The organism is Salinicola halimionae (assembly GCF_003206065.1).
Classification (GTDB): domain Bacteria; phylum Pseudomonadota; class Gammaproteobacteria; order Pseudomonadales; family Halomonadaceae; genus Salinicola; species Salinicola halimionae.
The window spans coordinates 428,649-449,716 of sequence record NZ_PZJQ01000005.1; the positions used below are offsets into that span (position 1 = coordinate 428,649).

At 61.7% G+C, this 21,068-nt stretch carries 19 protein-coding genes and 3 tRNA genes; 11 read left to right on the forward strand and 11 right to left on the reverse strand.

Going from position 1 to position 21,068, the window contains the following annotated elements:
- Positions 1 to 38: 38 nt before the first annotated feature.
- On the reverse strand, positions 39 to 362 hold the full coding sequence (gene fdxA / locus DOM27_RS14820) for a ferredoxin FdxA (protein ID WP_110657057.1): 324 nt from the start codon (positions 360 to 362) through the stop codon (positions 39 to 41).
- Between the two features lie 227 nt (positions 363 to 589).
- Positions 590 to 3,172 carry a DNA mismatch repair protein MutS gene (gene mutS / locus DOM27_RS14825; protein ID WP_110657059.1) on the reverse strand — a complete coding sequence of 861 codons (2,583 nt, stop codon included), beginning with the start codon at positions 3,170 to 3,172 and terminating at the stop codon, positions 590 to 592.
- A 254-nt stretch (positions 3,173 to 3,426) separates the two neighbouring features.
- Here mutS and DOM27_RS14830 point away from each other — a divergent pair, with 254 nt between their 5' ends.
- The 10 genes from DOM27_RS14830 to DOM27_RS14875 all read left to right on the forward strand — a co-directional run bounded on the left by DOM27_RS14830 (position 3,427) and on the right by DOM27_RS14875 (position 11,394).
- Positions 3,427 to 3,615 (forward strand): hypothetical protein, encoded by a 189-nt coding sequence (locus DOM27_RS14830; protein WP_110657061.1) that lies wholly within the window; start codon positions 3,427 to 3,429, stop codon positions 3,613 to 3,615.
- 241 nt (positions 3,616 to 3,856) lie between these two features.
- Positions 3,857 to 4,381, forward strand: coding sequence for a CinA family protein (locus DOM27_RS14835; RefSeq protein WP_245392743.1), 525 nt, complete (start codon positions 3,857 to 3,859; stop codon positions 4,379 to 4,381).
- Between the two features lie 208 nt (positions 4,382 to 4,589).
- The gene (gene recA, locus DOM27_RS14840) at positions 4,590 to 5,657 is read left to right on the forward strand and encodes a recombinase RecA (RefSeq protein ID WP_110657063.1); all 1,068 of its coding nucleotides are present in this window, start codon (positions 4,590 to 4,592) and stop codon (positions 5,655 to 5,657) included.
- Between the two features lie 102 nt (positions 5,658 to 5,759).
- The gene (locus DOM27_RS14845; RefSeq protein ID WP_425353298.1) at positions 5,760 to 6,176 is read left to right on the forward strand and encodes a regulatory protein RecX; all 417 of its coding nucleotides are present in this window, start codon (positions 5,760 to 5,762) and stop codon (positions 6,174 to 6,176) included.
- A gap of 280 nt (positions 6,177 to 6,456) precedes the next feature.
- Positions 6,457 to 9,060 carry an alanine--tRNA ligase gene (alaS, locus tag DOM27_RS14850; RefSeq protein ID WP_110657067.1) on the forward strand — a complete coding sequence of 868 codons (2,604 nt, stop codon included), beginning with the start codon at positions 6,457 to 6,459 and terminating at the stop codon, positions 9,058 to 9,060.
- 80 nt (positions 9,061 to 9,140) lie between these two features.
- Entirely contained in the window at positions 9,141 to 10,385 is a 1,245-nt protein-coding gene (locus tag DOM27_RS14855; protein ID WP_110657069.1) for an aspartate kinase, read from the forward strand.
- Between the two features lie 230 nt (positions 10,386 to 10,615).
- A complete protein-coding gene (csrA, locus tag DOM27_RS14860) occupies positions 10,616 to 10,813 on the forward strand; it encodes a carbon storage regulator CsrA (RefSeq protein WP_075561144.1) in 198 nt (65 codons plus the stop codon).
- Between the two features lie 215 nt (positions 10,814 to 11,028).
- Positions 11,029 to 11,121, forward strand: a tRNA-Ser gene (locus DOM27_RS14865).
- A 55-nt stretch (positions 11,122 to 11,176) separates the two neighbouring features.
- Positions 11,177 to 11,253, forward strand: a tRNA-Arg gene (locus DOM27_RS14870).
- Positions 11,254 to 11,317: 64 nt separating this feature from the next.
- Positions 11,318 to 11,394, forward strand: a tRNA-Arg gene (locus tag DOM27_RS14875).
- Positions 11,395 to 11,608: 214 nt separating this feature from the next.
- Here DOM27_RS14875 and DOM27_RS14880 read toward each other — a convergent pair.
- From DOM27_RS14880 to DOM27_RS14910, 7 genes are all read right to left on the reverse strand, one after another.
- Entirely contained in the window at positions 11,609 to 12,598 is a 990-nt protein-coding gene (locus DOM27_RS14880; RefSeq protein ID WP_110657838.1) for a tRNA dihydrouridine synthase, read from the reverse strand.
- Between the two features lie 199 nt (positions 12,599 to 12,797).
- Positions 12,798 to 14,309 (reverse strand): tripartite tricarboxylate transporter permease, encoded by a 1,512-nt coding sequence (locus tag DOM27_RS14885; protein ID WP_245392744.1) that lies wholly within the window; start codon positions 14,307 to 14,309, stop codon positions 12,798 to 12,800.
- Between the two features lie 85 nt (positions 14,310 to 14,394).
- Entirely contained in the window at positions 14,395 to 14,928 is a 534-nt protein-coding gene (locus DOM27_RS14890; protein WP_110657071.1) for a tripartite tricarboxylate transporter TctB family protein, read from the reverse strand.
- The gene (locus DOM27_RS14895; protein ID WP_223162359.1) at positions 14,925 to 15,938 is read right to left on the reverse strand and encodes a Bug family tripartite tricarboxylate transporter substrate binding protein; all 1,014 of its coding nucleotides are present in this window, start codon (positions 15,936 to 15,938) and stop codon (positions 14,925 to 14,927) included. Before DOM27_RS14895 ends, DOM27_RS14890 begins: the two co-directional genes overlap by 4 nt.
- A 103-nt stretch (positions 15,939 to 16,041) precedes the next feature.
- Complete coding sequence (locus DOM27_RS14900) at positions 16,042 to 16,572, reverse strand: chromate transporter (RefSeq protein ID WP_110657073.1); 531 nt, start codon at positions 16,570 to 16,572, stop codon at positions 16,042 to 16,044.
- Complete coding sequence (locus DOM27_RS14905; protein WP_110657075.1) at positions 16,569 to 17,150, reverse strand: chromate transporter; 582 nt, start codon at positions 17,148 to 17,150, stop codon at positions 16,569 to 16,571. The genes DOM27_RS14900 and DOM27_RS14905 overlap by 4 nt, the downstream gene beginning before the upstream one ends.
- Before the next feature lie 3 nt (positions 17,151 to 17,153).
- A complete protein-coding gene (locus DOM27_RS14910) occupies positions 17,154 to 18,785 on the reverse strand; it encodes a gamma-glutamyltransferase family protein (protein WP_110657077.1) in 1,632 nt (543 codons plus the stop codon).
- Between the two features lie 229 nt (positions 18,786 to 19,014).
- Between DOM27_RS14910 and DOM27_RS14915 the strand changes: the two genes are divergently transcribed.
- Positions 19,015 to 19,689: a GntR family transcriptional regulator gene (locus DOM27_RS14915; RefSeq protein WP_110657079.1), complete on the forward strand. Its 675-nt coding sequence runs from the start codon at positions 19,015 to 19,017 to the stop codon at positions 19,687 to 19,689.
- Positions 19,690 to 19,832: 143 nt separating this feature from the next.
- On the opposite strand, the gene DOM27_RS14920 is transcribed toward DOM27_RS14915, so the two are convergent.
- Entirely contained in the window at positions 19,833 to 20,444 is a 612-nt protein-coding gene (locus tag DOM27_RS14920; protein WP_110657081.1) for an IMPACT family protein, read from the reverse strand.
- Entirely contained in the window at positions 20,444 to 20,917 is a 474-nt protein-coding gene (locus DOM27_RS14925; RefSeq protein ID WP_075562436.1) for a LexA family protein, read from the reverse strand. Before DOM27_RS14925 ends, DOM27_RS14920 begins: the two co-directional genes overlap by 1 nt.
- Positions 20,918 to 21,068 lie beyond the last annotated feature (151 nt).

The window sequence follows — 21,068 nt, forward strand, 5'->3', positions numbered from 1 at the left end:
CTTCTTCGTTTGCGACTGGTATCCGGTCGATGCCGTGATCAGCGTTCCAGCAGTTCGATCTTGTTGGGTTTGCCGTCCCACTCCTTGGCATCTTCCGGCGGATCTTTCTGCTCGGCAATATTCGGCCACACTTCGGAGAGTTCGGCATTCAGCTCGATGAACGGCTGTTGGCCTTCGGGCAGCTCGTCCTCCGAGAAGATCGCTTCCGCAGGGCATTCAGGCTCGCACAGGGCGCAGTCGATGCACTCGTCGGGATGGATGACGAGGAAGTTGGGCCCCTCGTAGAAGCAGTCCACCGGGCAGACTTCGACGCAGTCGGTGTATTTGCATTTGATGCAGTTTTCGGTGACGACGAACGTCATGGGTGTTCTCTCCTGATTGACGGCCCGGTCGTGGCCCCTGTCTCGGTCTTTCGCTATCACGATCTTGGCGGATAGGCTTTTTCGAGTTCACCGCTCGCGCAGTGCCGCCGACACTATTCGAATGGCGCCATATTCTAGGCGGCCGGCGCCAGGCCGGGCAAGCGGGCGCTGTGAACATCGAGGAATGGCCTTATAGCTTCCCGTCCCTCGGTATGATTACGCCAGGCTCAGTGTTGATCGCGCCAGGCGTAGAGAAGCTCCAGCGCCGCCCGCGGCGTCAGCGAATCGATGTCCAACGATTCCAGCGCCTCAAGAACCGGATGCGGCGTCGCGGCAAACAGATCCGCCTGCTGTGGCCCGCCGGCCGCGGGGCGGCTGTCGGATGCCGGTGGCAGTGTCGTGGGCTGCTCGAGGCTTGCCAGCTTATCGCGGGCGCGGGCGATGACGTTTTGTGGAACGCCGGCCAGCTGGGCGACCTGCAGGCCGTAGCTCTGGCTGGCCGGACCTTCCTCGACACGGTGCATGAAGACGATGCCGTCCTTATGCTCAGCGGCGGTCAGGTGGACGTTGGCGACCGTTTCCTGCTGCTCGGCCAGCGCGGTCATCTCGAAGTAGTGGGTCGCGAACAGCGTGAAGGCACGCTGCGCGGCCAGGTGCTCGGCACTTGCCCAGGCCAGCGAGAGGCCGTCGAAGGTGCTGGTGCCGCGGCCGATCTCGTCCATCAGTACCAGGCTTTCGGCCGTGGCGTTGTGCAGAATGCTCGCGGTCTCTGTCATCTCCACCATGAACGTGGAGCGGCCACCGGCCAGGTCGTCGCTGGAACCGATTCGGGTGAAGATGCGATCCACCGGACCAATTTCGACGCTGTCGGCGGGCACAAAACTTCCGGTGTGGGCGAGCAGGGCGATCAACGCCGCCTGGCGCATGTAGGTCGACTTGCCGCCCATGTTGGGACCGGTGATGACCAGCATGCGGCGGTCATCGTCGAGAATCAGGTCGTTGGGCACGAACGGATGCTGGCTGACGTGTTCCACCACCGGATGACGGCCGCCGCGGATATTGAATCCGGGTGTTTCCAGCAGATGCGGGCGCACGAATTCCAGATGTTGGGCACGCTCGGCGAAGGCGCAAAGGACGTCCAGCGCTGCCAGCGCGCGGCCGGTGGCCTGGAGAGCGTCGAGTTCGGCGTTGAGCGTGTCGATCAGACTCTCGTACAGCAATTTTTCCCGTGCCAGCGCGCGAGACTTCGCCGATAACGCCTTATCCTCGAATTCTTTGAGTTCGGGAATGATGAAACGCTCCGCGTTTTTCAACGTCTGGCGCCGAATGTAATCGGCCGGAACGTCGCGCGCCTGGGCACGCGGAATTTCGATGTAGTAGCCATGGACGCGGTTGTAGCCGACCTTGAGGCCGGGCAGGCCCGAGCGCTCCCGCTCGCGCAGCTCGAGCTGAATCAGATAGTCGCCTGCGTGTTCGGCCAGGCCACGGTACTCGTCGAGCTCGGCATCGAAGCCTTCGCAAATGACACCGCCCTCGCGGAGCACGACTGGCGGATTGTCCATCAGCGCCCGGGTCAGCGTCTCGGCCAGCTCGGGGTAGGGGCAAATGTGGCGGCCGAGATCGTTCAGCGCGCTCTCGCCTTCGACGCGCTGTAGATCCTGCTGCAGTGTCGGCAGTGCGTTGAGCGCGTCGCGCAGGCGGGCCAGATCCCGGGGACGGGCGCTGCGCAGTGCCACGCGTGCCAGGATACGTTCGACGTCGCCCACGGCGTTGAGCGGCTCGCGAAGCAGTAGATACTGATCGTCGTCGAGCAACAGCTGCACGGCGGCCTGACGCGAGCCGATCTGGGCGCGATCGCGCAATGGCCGGTTGAGCCAGCGTTTGAGCAGTCGCGAACCCATCGGCGTCACGGTCGTGTCGAGTACGCTGGCCAGAGTGTTGTCGCCAGTGCCGCCGAGATTGATATCGATCTCGAGATTGCGCCGGCTGGCGGCATCGATCACTACCGCTTCGTCGCGGCTCTCCACCCCCAGCGCGGCGACGTGGGGCAGGCGGGAGCGCTGGGTGTCGCGGGCATAGTCGATCAGCACGCCGGCGGCGATCAGTGCGGTTTCGAGATGCGTACAGCCAAAACCGCGAAGATCGGCGACCTCGAACTGATCGCACAGCAGCCGACTGGCCGTCTCCAGGTCGAAATGCCAGTCGTTCTGACGCCGCAGCCCAGATCGCTCGGCGAGCGCCGACGGCAGATCCAGGCTCTCGGCCGCCAACAGCTCCGCCGGCTGCAAGCGGTGAACTTCGGCCAGCATGTCGGCTTCGGTGTCGACCTCCAGCACATTGAAGCGGCCACTGGACAGTTCGAGCCAGGCGATACCCCAGCGTTCGCCGGCGCTGTGGAGCGATACGAGAAGGTTGTCGCGGCTGGCATCCAGCAAGGCTTCGTCCAGCAATGTGCCCGGCGTGACGATGCGCACGACGCGGCGTTCCACCGGGCCCTTGGATGTGGCGGGATCGCCGATCTGCTCGCAGATGGCCACCGACTGGCCGGACTTTACCAGGCGGGCCAGATAGGACTCGGCGCTGTGATAGGGGATGCCTGCCATGGGGATCGGCTTGCCCGCCGACTGCCCTCGTGCGGTCAGCGTGATATCCAGCAGCTGCGAGGCGCGCTTGGCATCTTCGAAGAACAGCTCGTAGAAATCGCCCATCCGGTAGAAGAGCAACACGTCGGGATGCTCGCGCTTGATCTTGAGGTATTGCGCCATCATCGGCGTGTGCTGGGCACTCTTGCTGGAAGCCGCGTCCTGCATGATATCTCGGTAAGCTCCGTCGATTCTGGGGGTGCCGATGACACATCGGCGTGCCGGATGCTGCGATGAGCGGCAAGGTTACCACGCAGGGCCTGCGCCCAGCACGGCGTGACGCGAAGGATGTGCTTGTCTCGTTCACCCATGGCGATCATCATCGCCTTAGAAGGGATCATGCCTCAGGTCTAGTGATTTCAACCTGAGTACCCGTCCATAACTCGTTACAGTGTTGAAAACCGGCTTCCGAGGACTCCCAAATGGCCCGGTTGGTGCTCAACCATCTTAGCGATTCCACCTATCGGTTACTGGCGATCGAGGCCAATAAGCGTAACGTCAATCTCAGCGAACTGGCCGTGGTGCTGCTGGAAATTGCGGTCGCCGAGCTGGCCGCTCGTCATCCGGCCGTGCTGCCATCGCCGAACGGGGGCTCCCCCGATTCGAATTGAGGCGGTCAACATTGTCTCGTTCCAACCCTCATCTCACTATCGTCATCTTTACCGCCGTCGTCGGCTCGTAACGGCGCGTGCGCCCTCGGTGGGCGTCGATTAAAGCGCGGCGTTGCATCAGTGCCGATTCCTCGCATACTGGATGACACTCGATTTTCCATCAGTATCGAGCTCGCGGTTCGCCTCCCCCCGGATCGTTGTGGGATGCGCTGTGTCATTCGCCCATCAAGGAGAGCCACGTATGACAGATTCCATGCCCCCCGACGTTGAGCGCAGCATCGAAACACTGTCTCGGCGCTTGGGCCAGGCCTGTCTGGCTCGGGGCATTCGAGTGACGACGGCGGAATCCTGCACCGGCGGGGGGGTCGCCAATGCGATCACCGCGATTGCCGGTAGCTCCGCCTATTTCGAAACCGGTTACGTGACCTACGCCAACGTCGCCAAGCAGCGGTTGTTGGGGGTATCAGGTGCTACGCTGGACGCTCACGGCGCCGTCAGTGAGGCGACCGTGCGCGAAATGGTCGTCGGCGCCTGTCGCGATAGCGGGGCGGAGCTGGGCATTTCAGTAAGTGGCGTTGCCGGCCCAGGTGGCGGAAGTCCCGATAAGCCGGTGGGGACGGTGTGGTTTGCCTGGGGTGATGAACATCGCCAGCGTGTGAGATGCCACCATCTGCCTGGAGACCGCCAAAGCGTGCGCGATCTGGCCGTTTCAATAGCACTTGCCGGGTTGATCGAATCGTTGCAAGAAAACGACGTTGATGCCTAGTCCGCGTTAGATGGGGGCCCCGCTCATGGCTTTCCCCGGGGACATGCTTGAAAATCTTTGATCGGGGATAGGCGCGCAAGCTTTTTTTCGCCATACTACTGTCTAACCATACAGTGCATGACAGATGGTGCATGACAAATCAGTACGCGAGCCGAACGCCGTGAATGGCGTTACCCCGACTCACTCTGCGCATTCATAGGAGACGTTCATGGCACAGGACGAAAACCGCAGCAAGGCACTCAATGCGGCTCTGTCACAGATCGATCGCCAATTCGGCAAAGGCACCGTGATGCGTCTGGGTGATACCCCGCGTACCGCGATTCCGGTGGTGTCGACGGGTTCTCTGGGGCTGGATATCGCGCTGGGTGTTGGCGGGCTGCCTTACGGCCGTGTCGTCGAGATCTTCGGGCCTGAATCCTCGGGCAAGACCACGCTGACGCTGTCGGTCATCGCTCAGGCTCAGAAGGATGGCAAAACCTGTGCCTTCGTCGATGCCGAGCACGCACTCGATCCGAGCTACGCCGAGAAGTTGGGCGTCGATCTCGATGAGCTGTTGGTCTCACAGCCCGACACTGGCGAGCAGGCGCTCGAGATCTGCGACATGCTGGTGCGCTCTGGTGGCGTTGACGTCATCATCATCGACTCCGTCGCGGCGCTGACGCCGCGTGCCGAGATCGAAGGCGAGATGGGCGACTCCCACGTCGGCCTGCAAGCGCGTCTGATGTCTCAGGCACTGCGCAAGATTACCGGCAACATCAAGAACGCCAACTGCATGGTGGTGTTCATCAACCAGATTCGCATGAAGATCGGCGTGATGTTCGGCAGCCCCGAAACCACCACTGGCGGTAACGCGCTGAAGTTCTATTCCAGCGTGCGCCTCGACATTCGGCGTATCGGCGCGGTCAAGCAGGGTGACGAGGTGACCGGCAACGAAACTCGGGTCAAGGTGGTCAAGAACAAGGTGGCACCGCCGTTCCGTCAATCCGAGTTTCAGATCCTTTATGGAAAAGGTATCTACCACGCCGGTGAGGTGATCGACCTTGGTGTGCAGTGCAATTTGGTCGACAAGGCCGGCGCCTGGTACAGCTACAAGGGCAGCAAGATCGGTCAGGGCAAGGCTAATGCCGCTCAATATCTCGAAGAGCATCCCGAGATCATGACCGAAATCGAAACGCAGATTCGGGCCCAACTGCTCGCCGTGCCGGAGACCAAGGAAAAGAAAGCACCCGAAGCTGCCGTCGCCGAGAGCGATGACGCCAGCGACACGCTGCTGTAAACCAGCAGACGGTTGTCTTCGATGTTGGATCGTGACAATGGCACTCCCCGCCGGGGGACTTCCACACAGGACGCTTCTCCCCGGAACGTTCCTGCCCGAGACATAGCCATTCAATTTCTGGCTCGTCGCGAGTATTCTCGCGTCGAGCTGGAAAGCCGGATGCGTTCAAAAGGGGTGGAAAACGAAGAGATTCGCACCACTCTGGATGACCTGGCTCGCGCCGATCTTCAATCCGATGCGCGCTTCGCCGAGGTGTTCGTGCGCTCGCGTGTTGCGCGGGGGCAGGGGCCGGTCAAGATTCGAGTCGATCTGGGGCAGCGCGGGATCTCCGAGCCTCTGATGGTGCTTGCCTTCGAAACGGAATCCCCGGATTGGCAGGCGTTGGCCTGTCAGGCGCTGGCCAAGCGATTCGACGACCCTGGTGCCACGCCTCGCGAACGGGCCAAGCGCGAGCGCTTTCTTGCAGGTCGCGGGTTCGAGTTCGACCACGTTCGCCATGCCATGGCTTATGCCTGGTAGGATGAGGCGTGATATCGAGACTCAGACGCTCAACGCGCTCGACCTTTCTTTCCTTGTCTGTCCTTTCCTTCCTCGCTTATATCTAGCTTTGCATGATCGCCAGGATCGCCGAATTTTAGCGACAGCGGTGTCGCACTCGACAGACTATCGGCCGACCACGTTATACTAATGCGCTTTGCGATGGCCGGAGAGGTGCTCATGGCGCCTTTCCGATGCCGAATTTTGCGTCGCCACGTGGTCTGCTAGCCGCCGTGGGCGCGCCTATCGCCACGGATTGTTTATGAAAAGTGCAGATATCAGACAGGCTTTCCTGAGCTACTTCGAGGAGCGCGGACACACCATCGTGCCTTCCGCCTCTCTGGTGCCGGAAAACGACCCGACGCTCCTCTTCACCAACGCCGGTATGGTGCCGTTCAAGGACGCGTTTCTTGGCCGGGATCAGCGCCCGTACGTGCGCGCCACCTCGGCGCAACGCTGCGTGCGCGCCGGTGGCAAGCACAACGACCTGGATAACGTCGGCTACACGGCCCGTCATCACACATTCTTCGAGATGATGGGGAACTTCAGCTTCGGCGACTATTTCAAGGCCGACGCGATCCGCTATGCATGGTCTTTCATTACCGACGTACTGGGTTTGCCCAAGGATAGGCTCTGGGTCACGGTCCACATCAGTGACGATGAAGCGGCCAGAATCTGGGTCGACGACATCGGCGTCGATCCGGCGCGGCTATCCCGTCTGGACGAGGACAACTTCTGGCAGATGGGCGATACCGGCCCCTGCGGACCATGCTCGGAGATCTTCTACGATCACGGTCCCGAGGTCTGGGGTGGTCCGCCAGGAAGTCCGGAAGAGGATGGTGATCGCTATATCGAAGTGTGGAACCTCGTTTTCATGCAGTTCGATCGCGACGCGTCCGGCAAGATGAACCCGCTGCCCAAGCCCTCGATCGACACTGGCATGGGGCTGGAGCGCATGGCTGCCGTGATGCAGGGCGTGCATTCCAATTACGAGATCGATCTATTCCAGAATCTGCTGCTGGCGGCTGCCGAGGTAACCGGCCACGACGATATCAGGACGCCGTCACTGCGCGTGATCGCCGATCATATCCGTTCCTGCGCCTTCCTGATCGTCGACGGCGTGCTGCCCTCCAATGAGGGACGTGGCTACGTGCTGCGCCGCATCATTCGCCGCGCCGTGCGTCACGGTCACAAGCTCGGCGCCACCGAGCCGTTTTTCCACAAGCTGGTAGCGGCGCTCGACGCCGAGATGGGCGAAGCCTATCCCGAGCTGCGTCAGGCGCGTGAGCAGATCGAGCGTGTATTATTGAAGGAAGAGCAGCAGTTCGCCCGCACGCTGGATCACGGTATGGGCCTGCTCGAGGAAGCACTTTCTACGCTCGAGGGCGATGTGCTGCCGGGCGAGACGATCTTCAAGCTCTACGATACCTACGGCTTCCCCTATGACCTTACCGCGGACGTCTGTCGTGAGCGTGGGGTGACGCTCGACGAAGCCGGATTCGAGCGTGAGCTGGAAGCGCAGCGCCAGCGTGCGCGTGCTGCCAGCCAGTTCGGCAGTGACTACAGCGCTGCCCTCGAGCTCGAGGGCAGCACCGAGTTTACCGGTTACGATCGTCTCGAGGATTCGTCGACGGTGATGGCGATCGTCGACGAAGCGGGCAATGCTCGCGAGTCGCTCGAGGAAGGTCAGAAGGGCGTCGTGGTGCTGGATCGCACGCCGTTCTATGCCGAATCGGGCGGCCAGGTGGGTGACACCGGGTATCTCCAGGCCGGTACCGGTCGCTTTCAGGTCACCAACACCCGCAAGCAGGCCGGACATCACTTGCATGAAGGCGTATCGGTCGACGGTCGTCTGGCCGTTGGCGAACGCCTCGTGCCACAAGTGGATCCGTCTTTGCGTCAGGCGACGATGCGCAACCATTCGGCAACGCACCTGATGCATGAAGCGCTGCGTCTGACGCTTGGCGATCACGTGCAGCAGAAGGGCTCGTTGGTGAGCGCCGAGCGACTGCGCTTCGACTTCAGCCATTTCGAACCGGTTACGCCAGATCAACTGGCGCAGGTCGAGCGTATCGTCAATGCTCAGATCATGGCCAACGCGCCGACCCAAACCGAGCTGATGACGCTCGATGAGGCGAAGGCCAAGGGCGCGCGTGCGTTGTTCGAGGCCAAGTATGCCGACAGCGTTCGCGTATTGACGATCGGCAGCGACGATTTTTCGATCGAGCTTTGTGGTGGTACCCACGTGGCGCGTAGTGGCGATATCGGGCCTTTCCATATCGTCGCCGAGTCGGGCACCGCAGCCGGCGTGCGTCGTATCGAGGCGGTCACCGGTGATGGAGCTCTGGCCTGGTTCGATGCCCAGGAGCGCGAGCTGAACGCCGTCGGCGAGCGGCTGAAGGCGAAGCCGGATCAGGTCGTCGAGCGTCTGGACGCCGTTCTCGAGCGTCAACGGTCACTGGAAAAGGAGCTCGAGCGGCTCAAGGCCAAGCTGGCGAGCGCGGCCGGTAACGACCTGTTGGCCGAGGCCCAGGATATCGCCGGTATTCGAGTGCTGGCGACCCAGCTCGAGGGCATCTCGGGTAAGGAGCTACGGGGTCTGCATGATCAGCTCAAGCAGAAGCTGGGCTCCGGGGTGCTGGTGCTGGCGACGGCCCAGGATGGCAAGGTCAGCCTGATCGCCGGGGTCACCGACGATCTGACCGCCAGGGTCAAGGCTGGCGAGCTGGTCAACCATGTCGCCGCGCAGGTAGGCGGCAAGGGCGGCGGGCGCCCTGACATGGCGCAAGCGGGCGGTAGCGATCCGTCGCAGCTGCCGGCGGCGCTGGAAGGCGTGCCGGCCTGGGTCGCGCAGAAACTGAGCTAAGACTAAGAGACGCTCGGCTAAATGCATTCACGTCCGGCGTTCGCGCCGGTCGCCAACGCTAGGGAGCGATAAGCAGACTCATGGCGCTATACGTACAGAAGTTCGGAGGCACATCGGTCGGCTCGGTCGAGCGGATCAAAGCGGTGGCCGAAAAGGTCAAACGCGATCGGGATGCAGGCCATCAAGTCGTGGTCGTGTTATCGGCGATGAGCGGGGAAACCAACCGTCTCATCGGCCTGGCCAGTCAGATCAACGAAGATCCGACGCCACGCGAGATGGACATGCTGGTCTCGACCGGCGAGCAGGTCACCATTTCTCTGCTCGCCATGGCTCTGCACCAGTTGGGCGTGCCGGCGACGTCGTATACCGGCGCCCAGGTGGGCATTCGTACCGATAGCGCGCACACCAAAGCGAGGATCCAGCGGATCGAGACCGATGAGATCCAGGAAGATCTGGACGATGGTCAGGTCGTGGTGGTCGCGGGCTTTCAGGGTGTCGACGAAGAAGGCAACATCACCACCCTGGGGCGTGGCGGTTCGGATACGACCGGTGTTGCCTTGGCCGCGGCCCTGAATGCCGACGAATGCCAGATCTATACCGACGTCGACGGTGTCTACACCACCGATCCACGGGTCTGTTCCAAGGCACGGCGTCTGGAGAAAATCACCGTCGAAGAAATGCTGGAACTGGCGAGTCTCGGCTCCAAGGTACTGCAGATTCGTGCCGTGGAATTCGCTGGCAAATACAACGTACCGCTACGCGTGCTCTCGAGTTTCGAGGAAGGGCCGGGCACGCTGATCGTCGCAGACGAGGAATTCGAATCGATGGAAGAACCGCTGATCTCCGGTATCGCCTTCACGGCGAATGAAGCCAAGCTGACGCTGCTCAACACGCCTGACGTACCTGGCGTCGCCTCGCGAATTCTGGGGCCGATCGCCGATGCCAACATCGAAGTCGACATGATCGTGCAGAATGTGGCGCCTGCCGGTGACTACACCGATTTCACCTTCACGGTGGCCAAGGGCGACTACAAGCAGACCATGCGCATTCTGCAGAACGACGTCATCCCGGCGCTGGGCGGAGGCGATCTACGCGGTGACGAGAACATTGCCAAGGTCTCGCTGGTCGGTGTCGGTATGCGCTCCCACGCGGGTGTGGCTTCCAGGATGTTCCGCGTGCTAGCCGAAGAAAACATCAACATTCGCATGGTGTCCACCTCCGAGATCAAGATCTCCGTGGTGATCGACGAGAAGGCGATGGAGCTGGCCGTACGCGCACTGCATACCGCTTTTGGTCTCGATAAAGACAGTATTCAAAGCGAATAATCGAATAACACCTTCAACAATGTCTCAAGCGTTCTACGCTTAGGGGGAGTTGGAGAGCGGTGGCGGAAAACACACGCTCTTTCAACGACGCCGCGGGTTTTCATGGAAGGCGTCATTGGCCTAATGGTCTGTATGACGCATAATCGCTGCTCGGGTAGGAGGTCTGCTCTGCAGGCGGCCCGAGAGCGTGACCCGAGAATGGAAGAAGGCTCTGAGAAGGAGATCAGATAATGCTCATCCTGACCCGACGAGTGGGAGAGACCCTCATGATCGGTGACGACATTACCGTCACGGTTTTGGGAGTGAAAGGGAATCAGGTGCGTATTGGCGTGAATGCGCCCAAGGATGTGGCTGTCCATCGTGAAGAGATCTATCAGCGTATTCAGCGCGAGAAATCCGAAGATGAAGACGGCGGTCCCGGCGCATGAGTGCTGGATAGGCGCTTTGATACCGTCTGAGCTGGTGAAGTCGTCCCCTTTATCGGCTCGGGCTATTCTGAAGACCTTCTTCGCTCGCGTGTCTTCGCCCGCTGACCTCTGCCTCTCGGTAACTTATTCATCCTCTAAGGTTTTTCACGAAAAAAGTTTAGTCTTCGGCTGGACAATACTCAGCGGAATCGGTAATCTACGCGCCGTGCTGATCGGGAGAGGTGGCCGAGTGGCTGAAGGCGCTCCCCTGCTAAGGGAGTATAGGGTTTATAGCCCTATCGAGGGTTCGAATCCCTCCCTCTCCGCCATTTTCGAGAAATCGGAAATTACGATCGACACCGCGTGAAAGAGTTTGTGGATCAAGCGCCCGTAGCTCAGCTGGATAGAGTACCTGACTACGAATCAGGGGGTCGGAGGTTCGAATCCTCCCGGGCGCACCACCGCTACTGACGAATCAGTCTGGTAGGGTAGTTCCACACTAGCAGCGTCTTTTCACAAGAATTAGCGCCCGTAGCTCAGCTGGATAGAGTACCTGACTACGAATCAGGGGGTCGGAGGTTCGAATCCTCCCGGGCGCACCATAAAGTCAAAAACCCCTGCACTTACTAGTGCGGGGGTTTTTGTTTGTCTGGCATTTGCCCGGGATTCTTCGCTCGATGCGTGCAACATGCGAAGCCGCTTTGCGTTGCGAGCCTAAATGCCAGTTTGAGCTATGCTGGTTTGAGTGATGCTGGTTTGATTAGTGCCAGAGTTTGTCCCACACCAGAGTTTGACCGCTGCCGATGAAGAGGCCTGCTAGATCGCTCTCGAGACGGGGCGAGCCGATGACGAGCCCGGCTCGGAAGCACTCAATCCCATCAAAAAGGGGAGCAGTGCGGTTTCCCGGCGTAGTGCCATGAAGCGCGATGCTGCCTCGGGGTCGCGCCCTCGCATGATGTTCAGCCACTGCTTCAGCAGTGACACGATCACCTTATCCGGCATTCCCGCCAGGCGCTTGGCCTCGGCGTATCGGCATAACATGTCGCTGCGTGCCGACCACGGTGTGGCCAATAGACGTTCGCCGCCCGAAAACTGCCAATGACGAATGCGCCTTGCGAGCCATGGGTCTGCCAGCATCCCCCGCCCCAGCATGACATCACGGCAGCCCGAGAGCGTGCGCGCCTTCCAGTAATCCTCCAGCGACCAGATATCGCCGTTAGCCACTACCGGCACGCTGACCGCGGCACGGATACGGGCGATCCACTCCCAGTGGGCCGGGGGGCGATAGCTCTCGCGGCGCGTTCGGGCGTGAACGACCAGCTCGTCAGCGCCACCGGCTTCGGCGGCCTGCGCGCAGGCCAGCGCCAGCTGCTTGTCGTCGAAGCCGAGCCGCAGCTTGGCGTTGACCGTGACGCCGGCTCGATGACCCACGTCTGCGACAGCCGCGACGACGGCATGTACGCGTATCGGCGTGCGCAGCAGTGACGCACCGCCATCGTGGCGATTGACGGTCTTGGCTGGACAGCCGAAGTTGAGATCGAGGCGTGTTGCCCCCTGGGCGATGGCCTGCTCGGCATTGGCGGCCAACGCCTCGGGGTCAGAGCCTAGCAGTTGTAACGTGACTGGCGTGGAGGAGGGAGTGACCGGTCCGAAGGCTGCTGCGGTCGCCAACTCCGGGCAGTGACGCAGAAATACTCGCGGCGGCAATTTTGCATCGACGACACGCACGAATTCGGTGACGCACCAGTCAAGTGCGCCGTCCTCGCTCAGCAGCGCACGGGTATCCGCATCGATGACGCCCTCCATCGGCGCCAGGCCGAGCCGGCCCGCTACAGCCGAGGGCGACTGAGAGAATGACGTGTTGGAAAAAGGGCTGCCTGAATAGGAGAGAGACTGTGCCATGCGACCTCCGGCTGATCGGCCGCCACGCTAGCACACCTCTCGCCGAGGGCGCATGAAAAGATGAGCGGCGCCCAGGCGGGCCGACCGCTCGTCCCGCCGTTCATCAAATGCTGGCGCGCGCCGCAGCCCGTTGGCGGAGAATGCGTCGGACGGTAAATGCTACGGATAGCACGGCGAGGATCAGTAGCCCGGCCGAGATTGGTCGTGTCAGAAACAGCGTCCAGTGTTCGTCGGCCATCAGCGCTCGGCGCAGATTGGTCTCGGCGATCGGCCCAAGAATCACGCCCAGTACCAACGGGGCCAGCGGATAGTCGAGTTTGGCCAGCAGATAGCCCACCAGGCCAACGCCAATCAACAGATAGAGATCGGTGACACGGTTGTTGAGGGCCAGTGCACCGACCGCACAGCAGACCAGCACCACCGGTACGATGATCGACTTGGGAATCTCGGTGATCCGTAGAAACCAGCGCATGCTGATCAGGCAGAAGGCGAGCACCATGGCTGCTGCCAGAAACATGGCCAGGAACATGCCGTAGACCAGGTCGGCGTTGTCCATGATCAAGCGGGGTCCGACGCTGACGCCTTGCACCATCAAGGCCGCCATCAGCACGGCGTCGACCGCACTGCCGGGAATGCCCAACGCGATCATCGGAATCAGACCGCCGCCGGCCGTCGCGGAATTCCCCGATTCCGAGGCCACCACGCCGTCGGCGATACCGGTACCGAAGCGTTCCGGGGTCTTCGAGGCGCGTTTGGCCTGATCGTAGGCGATCAGGTTGGCGATGCTACCGCCGGCACCGGGTACGGCACCGATGACCACGCCCAGCATCGACGATCGGAGCAAATTTCCAGGACGGCTCAGCACTTCACGCATTACCGCGAACGGTCGAAATTGTATCTTGCCGCTCACCAGGGCCTTCCCCTGGTGTAGTTCTGCCGGATTCTCGACTTCGCTGGCGAGCTGGCTGACCGCAAAGATGCCGATCAGCACCACCAGGAACGGGATACCGGCCGCCAGCACGTCGACACCGAAAGTGAAGCGGGGCACGCCCATCATCGGATCCTGGCCCACCGTGGCGATGAAAAGCCCCAGCAGGCTCATCATCAATCCCTTGAGGATCGACTTGCCGACGAGGCTCGCCACCACGGTAACGGCGAACAGGATCAGCGAAAAATACTCCCATGGGCCGAGTTTGACCGCGATCATTGCCAGCGGCGGGGCGGCGACGATCAGCACCACGGCGCTGATCAATGCGCCGAAGAACGAGGCCCAGATGCCCAGCGCCAGCGCACGCCCGGGTTCACCTTTGCGTGCCATCGGATAGGCATCGAAGGTGGTCGCTACCGCCGAAGGCGTACCGGGAATACCCAGCAGCGCGGCGCTGATCAGACCGCCCGAGCCCCCGCCGACATAGACGGCGAGCATCGTCGCCACGCCTTGCAGCGGTGGCATGGTAAAGGTGACCGGCAGTGTCAGCACGATCGCCATGGTAATCGTGAAGCCGGGAATGGCGGCAGCCACGACGCCTGCCACGACCCCAATCATCATGCTGACGAGGGTCGCCAGCGAAAACAGTTGTTCGACACTGCTGAGCAGCGCATCGGTCATCGGCATGGGAAATTCTCTCGTCCCGTTGGTCTTGTTTGAGTGGGGCTATCGATTTTTCGGGCTGTCGATTTTTCAGGCTGTCGGTTCCGGGCTACCAGAGGCGTCCCGGGGGTAGCGAAATCAGGAACACGTGGCTGAACAGCATATGGAGGCCAAGACCGAAGACCACGGCGATGATCGCGGCAATCAGCAGTCGGCGACCGCGGCGAGCCCCCAGGATGAACTGGACGGCGAGCAGGAACAGCAATGACGCCATCGCAAATCCGATCCATGGCATGAGTAGCGCATAGACAGAAAAGGCTGCCAGCGTCGCGAAGGCCAGACGCCGCTGCAGGAACCACTGTTTCGCCCCGACACTGGCGACCGAGTCGGTCACACGCAGTGCCGTCATCGACTGCACCATGATCGCCAGATTGAAGATCACTAGAGTCCCCAGGATCAGCCGAGGAAACGAGCCTGCACCCAAGGGCTCCCATACCGATGAGGGCAGGTCACCAGCCTGAATGAACAGACCAACGAACAAGGCGGCCAATGCGGCGTTGAAAATGAGGTTGGCGAGCGCCTTGCCGCGCTCGCTGCTGGCCTCCCGCACAGGGCGGGAGACCATCTCGGGGTTGTCGTTCATCGCGCCAGCTTGCCGGAGAGGCGCTTGATCGTTGCATCGATGTCAGCGAGATAATCGGCATAGGCCTGCGGGCCCATGAAATCGACTTCGGCGCCGGCCTTGTTGACCCGTTTGATGAACTCCGGATCCTTGGACATCGTCTTGAAGCTATTGGCCAGCGTCTCTATCTTGGCCGGATCGATCCCCTTGGGAGCGACGATGCCGCGATTGATACTCAGATTGAGATTGTCGTAGCCCAGTTCCTGGAAGGTCGGCACGTCGGGCGTCTGCTTGAGGCGCTCTTTGCTGCCTACGGCGAGGAAGCGCAGGTCGCCATTCTTGACGAACTCCAGGCTCGATGAGATGTCACCGATCGAGGCATCGATGTGACCGCCGACCAGAGCACGAATGCGAGCACCGGTGCCCTCGAAGCCGACATACCGGAACTGGCCACCAATGGCGTCCTCGATCATTGCTGCGTGAACGTGGGGAATGCCGCCGAGCGTTGCGCCAACGCGAATTTCACCCGGATGCGCTTTGGCATATTCGGCGAAATCCTCGAAGGTCTTCCAGTCGCTATCGGCGTTGACCACCAGATATTGGGGCGAGGACGCCAGCGACGCGATCGGCTGGAAATCATCCCAGTTGAGTGTTGTCAGCCCGGTGGCGTTGGAGGCCATCAAGCCCTCGTGGATCTGGCCCACGGTATAGCCATCGGGGTCTTTCTGCGCGAGCTCCTTGAGACCGATAGTCCCGCTGACGCCGGGCATGTTCATCACCGGCATCGGTTGGCCGATGTATTCCTCGGCCGAGTTGGAAATGATGCGCATCAGGGCATCGCTGCCGCCGCCCGGCGACCACGGTACGATGAATTCGATGGCGTGATCGGGGTATTCGTCGGCTTGTGCTATCTGGCTGGTCGCAAGGCCGGTAGCGCCGAGCCCCAGGGTCAGAGAGGCGATCGCGCCGCTGGAGGCGAGCATTCGACCCAATTTTCCATGGGTGGCATTGTGGAGTACGTCGTAGAACATGAGTTGTCCTTATTGATTTGTTGGTTTGACGTCGTATCGTCTGTCTTCGGATCGTTATCTTTCTTGGGGTGCTGCTTTTTCGGCTCGGGTGGTGTCCCACCACTCATCCGAGCAGAAATCCGCCATAGGCCAGGCCCACGAGGACGGCCCATATCGGGTGGAGCTTGAGTCGCCATAGCATCACACTGGCAATCGCACCGAGGATCACGGTGTGAATCCAGCCAGCGCCATCAACGCCCTCGCTGAAAAACGACCAGGTGAGATAGCCCATCAGCACCATGATCACCGGTCTGACCCACTGGCTCATCGATTTGACCTTGATCGAATCCCGGTAGCGATACAGTGCCCCCAGCGCCACCAGCATCAGTATCAGCGAGGGGGCAACGGTGGCGAACGTGGCCACCAGCCCGCCGCCGATGCCGGCGACGTCGTAGCCGATGTAGCCGGCCATCTTGGTGGCGATGGGGCTAGGCAGGGTATTGCCCAGCGCCAGCGTCTCAGCGAACTGCTGGGAGGTCATCCAGCCGTAGCGGCCGACGACCTCGTTCTCGACCAGCGGGATGATGGCCGGGCCGCCGCCATAGCCGATGATGTTGGGGACGAAGAACGCCAGGAACAGATCCCAGTAGATCATGACCTGGCCTCCCCGCTGCGCTCGCGCCGCCGCTCGGGGCGCAGCAGCGCGGCGACCAGAATCGCCGCGATCACCAGGCCTGGATGAATGCCCAGCCCGTAGATCAGGCCGCCGGCGACCGCGCCCATGATCAGCGTCGCGATCCAGCCCAGCGCGGCGCGGGATTTCTGAAAGAAGTCCCACGTGAGCTGCGCCATCATTACCATCACCACCGGCACGACACCCTCGCTCATGCCCTGAATCCAGCGTTGATCGCGGTAGCGTGTGAACAATCCCAGCAGCACCACCATCGCCACGATGCACGGCACGATGACCGCCAGCACCGCATTGATGCAGCCTGCTACGCCGCCGACCCGGTAGCCGATGGTGCCAGCCATCTTGGTGGCGATGGGGCCAGGCAGGGTATTGCCGATGGCAAGGACGTCGCCGAAGTCGTCGTCGTTCATCCACTGATAGCGAGTGACCGCCTCGGCGCGAACCAGTGGAATCATCGACGGGCCACCGCCGAATCCGAGCAGGCCGATGCGCAGGAATGCCATGAACAGTTGGCCTTGAACGGCCAATGAGGACGAAGCCATGGGTCAGAGCACCGCGATGCTGGAGTCGGTGCGCGGTTCGGTGCCACCGCAATACACGCCGCTTTGCGGATCGCGGAGGATGATCTGGCCACGACCATAGGCGGTACTGTCCACGGCCATGACGATCTGATGGCCGCGCTCCGCCATGTCGCGGATCACGTGCATCGGATAGCCGGGCTCGATGCCGATCTTGCGGCCGCCCATCCATTGCCAACGCGGCGCATCCAGTGCCGCCTGCGGATTGAGGCCGAAGTCGATCAGGTTCATCGCCACCTGCATGTGACCCTGGGGTTGCATGAAGCCGCCCATCACCCCGAACGGGCCGATAGCCTTTTCATCGCGGGTCAGGAAACCGGGAATGATGGTATGGAAGGTACGCTTGCCGGGGGCCAGCACGTTGACGTGGTCCGCGTCGAGACTGAAGCCGTGACCGCGATTCTGCAGCGAGATGCCGGTATCCGGCACCACCACGCCGGAACCGAAGCCGTGATAGTTGCTCTGGATGTAAGAGACCATGTTGCCTTCGCTGTCGGCGGTGGCGAGGTAGACCGTACCACCGGCCTGTGGCTGACCGGGCTCGGGGTCGATGGCGCGCTCGCCGATCAGGCGGCGGCGGGTGGCGGCATACTCGTCGCTCAACAGCGAGACCACGCTGGTGCGCATGTGCTCGGCCTGGGTGATGTGATGGTGGCCATCGGTATAGGCCAGCTTCATCGATTCCAGCTGACGATGCAGCAGTTGCGGATCGTCGCGAACGGTAACGTCGAACCCTTCCATCATCCGCAATGCCATCAGCGCCACCATGCCCTGACCGTTGGGCGGGATTTCCCACACATCGTAGCCGCGGTAGTTGACCGAGATAGGCTCGACCCATTCGGGACGATAGTCCGCCAGATCGTCGGCGCGAAGATAGCCGCCCGTCGCCTGCGAGAAGGCATCGATCTTCTTCGCCAACTCGCCGCGATAGAAGCTGTCGCAGCAGCTTTCGGCCAGGGCTTCGAGAGTTCGCGCCTGAGCCTCGTTGCGATGGAGTTCGCCGGGACGGGGCGCGTGTCCGTTGGGTGCAAAGGCCTCGAGCCACGGCGCGATGGCCGGGTCGTCGGCCTTGGCGCGGAATTCGATCTCGGCACGCTGCCACAGCTGGCTGATCACCGGAGAAACGGGAAAGCCTTCCCGGGCGATCCGGATCGCCGGCGCCAGCAGAGTGGCGAAATCGAGCTTGCCGTACTGCTTCGAAAGTTCGGCCCAGGCGGCCGGGATGCCGGGCACGGTAACCGGTGTCCAGCCGTGCAGGGGCATCTCGTCGTGACCCGCGGTCTTGACCGCTTCCGGTGTCAGCCGCTTCGGCGCATGTCCGCTGGCATTGAGGCCGTGAAGTTTACCGCCGCCGTCGTTGCCCTCCGCCAGCCACACCAGAGCAAAGGCATCGCCACCGATACCGTTGCCGCTGGGTTCGACCACGGTGAGGACGGCGGCCGTCGCGATCGCGGCATCGATGGCGTTGCCACCCCGAGCCAGCATGTCGCGACCGGCCTGACTGGCCTGTGGCTGCGAGGCTGCAACCATGCCGCGACTGGCATAGGTGGCGCTGCGGCGAGAAGGAAAAGGATTGTTATGATCGAAAGCGAGGGTCATGAGCGGTTCTCGATTTATTCTTGGCCGGTTCGTCGGACGCCGAAGGTCTTGCGTCGAGGAGGTCTTACCGTAAGAAGGTCTTACGGTAAATTTGCGTCAATCGTTTATGATATGAAAAATCGATTTTTTACTATGGCGTCGATCTCTTGTGCAGGTCAAGCCCTGAGTCAGCAAAACACGTTGTCCACGAAGTCGTGATTTCCGCCACTGGAACAGAAGGTCAGGAGTTATGGGAGCCGAGGCATCCACCGCGAGTACGGCCGCCAGCCAGTTGTATGTGGCATTGAAGCGCGACCTGATTAACGGTCGTTTCACTGCCGGTCAGAAACTGGCCATCACCACACTCAAACAGCACTATCAGGTCGGATTGAGCCCCCTGCGCGAGGCGCTCAACCGGCTGGCGGCCTACGGTCTGCTGGAACAGGAAAACCAGCGTGGCTTTCGCGTTCCTGCGCTGGAGCGCGCGGAGCTCGATGATATCGCCGATCTGCGCAGCCGTTTCGAGGGCCAGGCGCTGGAACAGGCGCTCGAGAACGGTGGCGACGAGTGGGAAGCGGGGTTGCTGGCAGCTTTCCATCGGCTCAAGCGCGCCGATGAGGCGCCGGGGCAGCTCGACCATTGGGAACAGATGCATCTGCAGTTCCATCGTCACTTACTCGAACCCTGTGGCTCACCGTGGCTGGTACGGTTCATCGAACAGCTGCACGATCAGTTCGATCGCTATCGCCGCATGGCGCCGGCCAACGACACCGTACGGGCGATTCTCAACGAGCAGCATGGACGCTTGGTCGATCTGGCGTTGGAACGTGATATCACGGCCGCCCGGACGTTGCTCGAGGAGCATATACGGCTCTCTTACGAGGTGGCGCAAAGTGCCTGCCACGAAGAAGTAGCGAAGGCGTAGCGGAGATTAGTGTCGCAAGCGATGCATCGCGCGCCGGATGGCCAGGGGAATCGGATGCAGAATGGCTGCGAGAGTGGCAGGAAGGGCGTGTGAGTCGTGGAGCTCGGGGCTCGGGTCTCAGGATCGAGCGTTCGCGTCGACGCTCAGAGCCTTGCCAGCGCCCCCTTGAGTCGCTGTTCCAGTGCCGTCATCGGGACGCTGTCGTCTGCCGGCCACGCCAGCGTTAGCCGTGCGCCGTGGCTATCGTACTCGGCATCGGTGACGGGGATGTCACGTTCGGTTAGCCAGTGGCGGGCTTCGGCCTCGTTGCTGAAGTCGACCTGGATCGCGACGACACGCCGTTCGGTGAATTCGCGCCGGGGAAGCGTATCCAGCGCCTTGAGCACGGCCTGGGTGTAGGCGCGCACCAGCCCGCCGGTGCCCAGTTTGGTGCCGCCGAAGTAGCGGGTTACCACGGCGCCGATCTGGCCCATGCTGCTGCCTTCCAGCGCCTGGAACATCGGCCGACCTGCGGTGCCGCCCGGCTCCCCGTCATCCGAAAAACCAATGGCGACTTGCTCGCCCGGTGGACCGGCGATGAACGCGGAACAGTGATGGCTGGCATCGGAGTGCGCAGCGCGCGCCTCGCTCAGCAGCGCCTCGAAGGCGGCGATATCGGGGGTGTGAGCGAGCCAGCAGATGAACCGACTCTTCTCGATCTCGACGCTGTTGACGTGGTGCGCTCGCGGCGCCAGATCGGGAATCGGATAGCGCATCAGGCGGCTTGCGGCGGGTTGCGCATCACGCCCATGACCAGACCGAGCACCTGAACGTCTTCGTTTTTCAGAAAGATCGGCGGCATGGTGTCGTTGGCAGGCTGCAGACGAACGCCGGACTTCTCAATGAACAGCTTTTTCAGCGTCACTTCGTGGTTGTTGATCAGCACTACGGCGGTCTCGCCGTTCTCCGCCGATTCATAGCGTTCGATGATGATCACGTCGCCATCGAAGATATTGCTGTCGATCATCGAGTCGCCGCGCACGCGCAGGGCGTAGGTGTTGCGTCGGACCAGCTTCGCTGGAACGTGAACGGTGGCATTGTCGAGGCAGGCTTCCATCGGGAGGCCGGCTGCGACCTGGCCGAGTAACGGGATCTCGACCATGTCGGTCGCGTCGATGGGTTCCCAGTTGCCGTCGATCAGCGGCAGATTCGGCTGGCGCTGTAGATAGCTCGGTGCGGCGTTTGTCATCGTCTTCTCCCGAGGTGGTGGCGCCATCATAGCAAGGCAAGCGCCGGCGACAAGTCGATACCTTACTCCACAGTGATGTTGCGGTCGGCTATTCCGCGACACTGACGCTGGATATCGATCACGCGGTGCCTTAGGCTCTGCCGAAACCTGC

Coding starts and splice junctions, on each gene's coding strand:
- mutS (WP_110657059.1), bottom strand. CDS start 3,172: ATGCAGGACGCGGCTTCCAGCAAGAGTGCCCAGCACACGCCGATGATG.
- csrA (WP_075561144.1), top strand. CDS start 10,616: ATGCTCATCCTGACCCGACGAGTGGGAGAGACCCTCATGATCGGTGAC.
- alaS (WP_110657067.1), top strand. CDS start 6,457: ATGAAAAGTGCAGATATCAGACAGGCTTTCCTGAGCTACTTCGAGGAG.
- DOM27_RS14925 (WP_075562436.1), bottom strand. CDS start 20,917: ATGACAAACGCCGCACCGAGCTATCTACAGCGCCAGCCGAATCTGCCG.
- DOM27_RS14835 (WP_245392743.1), top strand. CDS start 3,857: ATGACAGATTCCATGCCCCCCGACGTTGAGCGCAGCATCGAAACACTG.
- DOM27_RS14885 (WP_245392744.1), bottom strand. CDS start 14,309: ATGCCGATGACCGATGCGCTGCTCAGCAGTGTCGAACAACTGTTTTCG.
- DOM27_RS14910 (WP_110657077.1), bottom strand. CDS start 18,785: ATGACCCTCGCTTTCGATCATAACAATCCTTTTCCTTCTCGCCGCAGC.
- DOM27_RS14915 (WP_110657079.1), top strand. CDS start 19,015: ATGGGAGCCGAGGCATCCACCGCGAGTACGGCCGCCAGCCAGTTGTAT.
- fdxA (WP_110657057.1), bottom strand. CDS start 362: ATGACGTTCGTCGTCACCGAAAACTGCATCAAATGCAAATACACCGAC.
- DOM27_RS14900 (WP_110657073.1), bottom strand. CDS start 16,572: ATGATCTACTGGGATCTGTTCCTGGCGTTCTTCGTCCCCAACATCATC.
- DOM27_RS14905 (WP_110657075.1), bottom strand. CDS start 17,150: ATGGCTTCGTCCTCATTGGCCGTTCAAGGCCAACTGTTCATGGCATTC.
- recA (WP_110657063.1), top strand. CDS start 4,590: ATGGCACAGGACGAAAACCGCAGCAAGGCACTCAATGCGGCTCTGTCA.
- DOM27_RS14895 (WP_223162359.1), bottom strand. CDS start 15,938: ATGTTCTACGACGTACTCCACAATGCCACCCATGGAAAATTGGGTCGA.
- DOM27_RS14855 (WP_110657069.1), top strand. CDS start 9,141: ATGGCGCTATACGTACAGAAGTTCGGAGGCACATCGGTCGGCTCGGTC.
- DOM27_RS14830 (WP_110657061.1), top strand. CDS start 3,427: ATGGCCCGGTTGGTGCTCAACCATCTTAGCGATTCCACCTATCGGTTA.
- DOM27_RS14920 (WP_110657081.1), bottom strand. CDS start 20,444: ATGCGCTATCCGATTCCCGATCTGGCGCCGCGAGCGCACCACGTCAAC.
- DOM27_RS14890 (WP_110657071.1), bottom strand. CDS start 14,928: ATGAACGACAACCCCGAGATGGTCTCCCGCCCTGTGCGGGAGGCCAGC.
- DOM27_RS14880 (WP_110657838.1), bottom strand. CDS start 12,598: ATGGAGGGCGTCATCGATGCGGATACCCGTGCGCTGCTGAGCGAGGAC.